At 70.9% G+C, this 2,557-nt stretch carries 3 protein-coding genes and 1 pseudogene; all 4 read right to left on the bottom strand.

Translation table 11 applies throughout. From position 1 onward, the window contains the following. The coding region (locus tag ACWDCZ_RS40260) for a trehalase-like domain-containing protein (protein WP_449818582.1) at positions 1–221 on the bottom strand (221 nt) is incomplete at its 3' end. Positions 222–311: 90 nt separating this feature from the next. Further along, the gene (locus tag ACWDCZ_RS40255; protein WP_079272266.1) at positions 312–1,208 is read right to left on the bottom strand and encodes a carbohydrate ABC transporter permease; all 897 of its coding nucleotides are present in this window, start codon (positions 1,206–1,208) and stop codon (positions 312–314) included. Continuing rightward, positions 1,195–2,301: a carbohydrate ABC transporter permease gene (locus tag ACWDCZ_RS40250; RefSeq protein ID WP_259316331.1), complete on the bottom strand. Its 1,107-nt coding sequence runs from the start codon at positions 2,299–2,301 to the stop codon at positions 1,195–1,197. Before ACWDCZ_RS40250 ends, ACWDCZ_RS40255 begins: the two co-directional genes overlap by 14 nt. Next, a pseudogene (locus ACWDCZ_RS40245) lies at positions 2,291–2,557 on the bottom strand (ABC transporter substrate-binding protein); the annotation flags it as partial. The pseudogene ACWDCZ_RS40245 and the gene ACWDCZ_RS40250, both read right to left, overlap by 11 nt.

Genomic DNA, 2,557 nt, shown 5'->3' with positions numbered 1-2,557 from the left:
CCGTCGGTGTCCCACTCCTGCTCCAGGATCAGCGAGTCGCCCCGGTAGCGGCGGCGGTCGGCGGGCACGGCCGGGGCGGCGGTGTCGCCGCCCGGGCCGAGCCGCCAGAAGCCGTGCTCGTCGGTCCCCAGCAGGCCGGCGAAGACCGCCGGGGAGTCGAAGCGGGGCAGGCAGAGCCAGTCGACGGAGCCGTCCCGGCCGACCAGGGCGGCGGTCTGCATGTCGCCGATCAGCGCGTAGTCCTCGATGCGGGCGGGCACGGGCGTTCTCCAGAGTGGTGCGGAAGGGATGGGGGAGGGGAAATGCGGGGGCTAGCCCTTGGACGAGCCCGAGTTGGCGTCGCGCACGAAGTGCCGCTGGAAGCAGAAGAACAGCAGCGCCACCGGGAGGGTGGAGACGAGCGCCGCCGCCAGCTTGAGCGGGTACTGGGTGCCGGAGCCGAGGCCGCCGGCGACGAAGTGGGCGAGTCCGGTGGTCAGGGTGTCGTGGTCGCTGGACTGGGTGGAGACCAGGAAGTGGGTGAACTCGTTCCAGGAGCCCTGGAAGGAGAGCACGGTGAGGGTGATCAGGGAGGGACGGGACATCGGCAGCACGACCGACCAGAAGATCCGGAAGGTCCCGGCGCCGTCGATCCGTGCCGCCTCCTCGATCTCGCGCGGCACCGACTCGAAGAACTGCTTCATGATGAAGATCCCGGCGGCGTCGACCAGCAGGGGCAGGACCATCCCGCTGTAGGTGTCGAACATGCCGAAGCTCTTCAGCACCAGGAACTTGGGGATCAGCAGCACCACGCCCGGCACCGCCATCACGGCGAGCACGAAGCCGAAGAGCAGCCGCCGGCCGGGGAACCTGATCCGGGCCAGCGCGTAGCCCGCCATCGAGTCGAACAGCACCCGGCCGGCCGTGACCAGGACGGTCACCACCACGCTGTTGCCCAGCCAGCGCAGGAACGGGACGTTCTCCACGCCGTCCGCCAGCCCGAGCAGCCGCCGGTAGGAGGCGAGGGTGCCGCCGTCCGGGAGCAGCGACATCGGGTGGGCGGCCGCGTCCGGGTCGGTCTTGAAGCTGTTCACCAGCTGCAGCAGGAACGGCAGCAGGTAGATCAGCGCGAAGCCGGCCAGGGCCGCGTAGCCGAGGAGGCGCAGCGGTCGGGGGAAGCGGCCGAGGACCGGCCGGTCCTCGGCCCGCGGGGCGTCAGTGCGCGGCACGTCGGGCTCCCTTCCGCCCCGGCTTGCCGTCCCGTTCCCGCAGCACCCACCGCTGGACGGCGGTGAGCAGCAGGATCAGGCCGAGCAGGACGAACGCGATGGCGGCGCCCTGCCCGTAGTCGGCGTTGTCGAAGCCGGAGGAGTAGGACAGGTAGGCGGGGGTGAGGGTGGTGTTGCCGGGGGCGCCCTTGCCCATCACGTAGACCTGGTCGAAGACCTGCCAGGTGGAGATCAGGCCGAGGGTCAGGACGAGGAACAGGACGGGCCGCAGCGCGGGCAGGGTGACGTGGCGCAGCAGTTGGCGGCGGTTGACGCCGTCCAGGGCGGCGGCCTCCTCCAGTTCGCGCGGGATGTCCTGGAGGGCGGCGAGGAAGATCAGCATGAAGGTGCCGGAGGTGGTCCAGACCGCCATCAGGATCAGGGTGGACATCGCGACCGAGGGCCCGGCGAACCACTCGGACCAGGAGAGTCCGAGCGGCCCGCCGGCGGTCGGCGCCGGCTGGTCGACGCCGAACCAGCCGAGGACCAGCCAGACCAGTCCGCGCGGGTCGGCGAACCAGTTCGGCCCCTGGACGCCGAGCCAGCCGAGCATCCGGTTGACGGCGCCGCTGCCCTGGAAGAGGAAGAGGAAGACCGTCGAGACGGCGATCGAGCTGGTGACGGACGGGAAGTAGAACACCGTGCGCAGGGCGCCCCGGCCGCGCAGCATCCGCTGGTTGACGGCGATGGCGAGGAAGAGCGCCAGCCCCGTCTGGAGCGGCACGGTCAGCACCACGTAGTACAGGGTGTTGCGCAGCGAGGTGGCGAACAGGGTGCGGTCCAGGCCGTCCTGGGTGAACAGCCGCCGGTAGTTGTCCAGGCCGACGAAGTCCGCGCTGCCGCTGAAGGGGTTGGACTGGCCGTCCCAGTGCAGCAGGCTGACCCACAGGGCCATCGCGATGGGCAGGACCATGAAGAGCCCGAGGACGAGGACCATGGGGCCGGTGAACAGCCAGCCCCACGCTCCCTCGCGCAGGCCGCGCCCGGCCTTCGTCCCGGCGGTGCGGGCCGTACGGGCGGTGCGGTCGGTACGGGCGGCGCTCTTACTTGGCATTCTTGAGCGCCTGCTCGCCGTTGCGCTGGAGGCTGCCCAGGACGGCCGCCGGGTCACCGGTCTTCAGCGACTGGAGGTCGGTGTTGAACTGGGTGAGCACCTGGTTGAACCCGGCGATGGTGACCGGCGGCTGGGAGGTGGCGACGCCGTCGACCCAGGCCTTGGACTCCGGGTACTGCTGGGCGTAGGTGGCCAGCGCGCTGGTGCGCGAGGGCATCACGCCGAAGGCCTTGGAGAACTCCAGCTGCTGGTCGGC

The sequence above is a fragment of the Kitasatospora sp. NPDC001225 genome, from assembly GCF_053597855.1.
Note: the sequence above shows the minus strand (reverse complement) of the source record. Positions and strands in the feature narration are given on the sequence as shown.